The sequence below is a fragment of the Pseudomonas avellanae BPIC 631 genome, assembly GCF_000444135.1.
GTDB lineage: Bacteria > Pseudomonadota > Gammaproteobacteria > Pseudomonadales > Pseudomonadaceae > Aquipseudomonas > Aquipseudomonas avellanae.
In genome coordinates this window covers 1-701 of record NZ_ATDK01000479.1, presented here as the reverse complement: position 1 = coordinate 701, position 701 = coordinate 1, and the positions used below count along the sequence as shown (strand labels likewise).

Annotated in this window: 1 pseudogene; it reads left to right on the top strand. The window is 44.8% G+C overall.

What is annotated here, in order from left to right:
* Positions 1 to 96 precede the first annotated feature (96 nt).
* Positions 97 to 456, top strand: a pseudogene (locus DW49_RS0124110) (DUF6396 domain-containing protein); the annotation flags it as partial.
* Positions 457 to 701 lie beyond the last annotated feature (245 nt).

The window sequence follows — 701 nt, the reverse complement described above, 5'->3', positions numbered from 1 at the left end:
TGTTTTCGAAAAAATCAGCCACCAACTAACGGAAAATTCAAATCTTATCAATAGCTTAGCTTGCAGGTTATGGGTAACTTATTTCGAAAACAGTACACTACGAGGTCAGGAAATACAATTTCGGCAAGAATGCTAAGCGAAGCATTCAAAGGAGTTTCTTCACCAGACAGTTTGTTTTACATGAACTTGGAAGCAGACGAGGAAAGGTCGAAGCGATATGAGGCTATCCATAAGTTTCTAAAATCAAATGAAGCACAGGGAGCAAAAGTTTCAGATTTAGACATTATTGCTCCCTTGCCGCCAACCAAACTTCCTGCATGGGACGGCACCTTTCAATGGCAAAAGGGGCGTGACGCAAAAAACGCGCCTGACAAGCCGGACGATACGCTGCTGCAAAGATTAAGTAAGGAAAAAGGCCTGGATCCGGCCACAGGCCTGCCCTTAACAAAAAATTGAAAGTTAGATATCACCGATGCATACCATAGCCTTTGCAGCAGGCATCAAAAAAGACCGGACGTCGGCGAAGGCTGAAAGGCCAGACATGCAAAAACATGGATAACGTTATGCAGAACTTGATTCATTTGCAGCAAGCCGTGCTTGCTGCATTAGGGTCTGTTCCCGTTTCGACGTAACCTATTGATCCCTATGAGAACAGGCCCGTATTGTTGGAGTTCTCACACAACACCAATACGAGCCTGCAA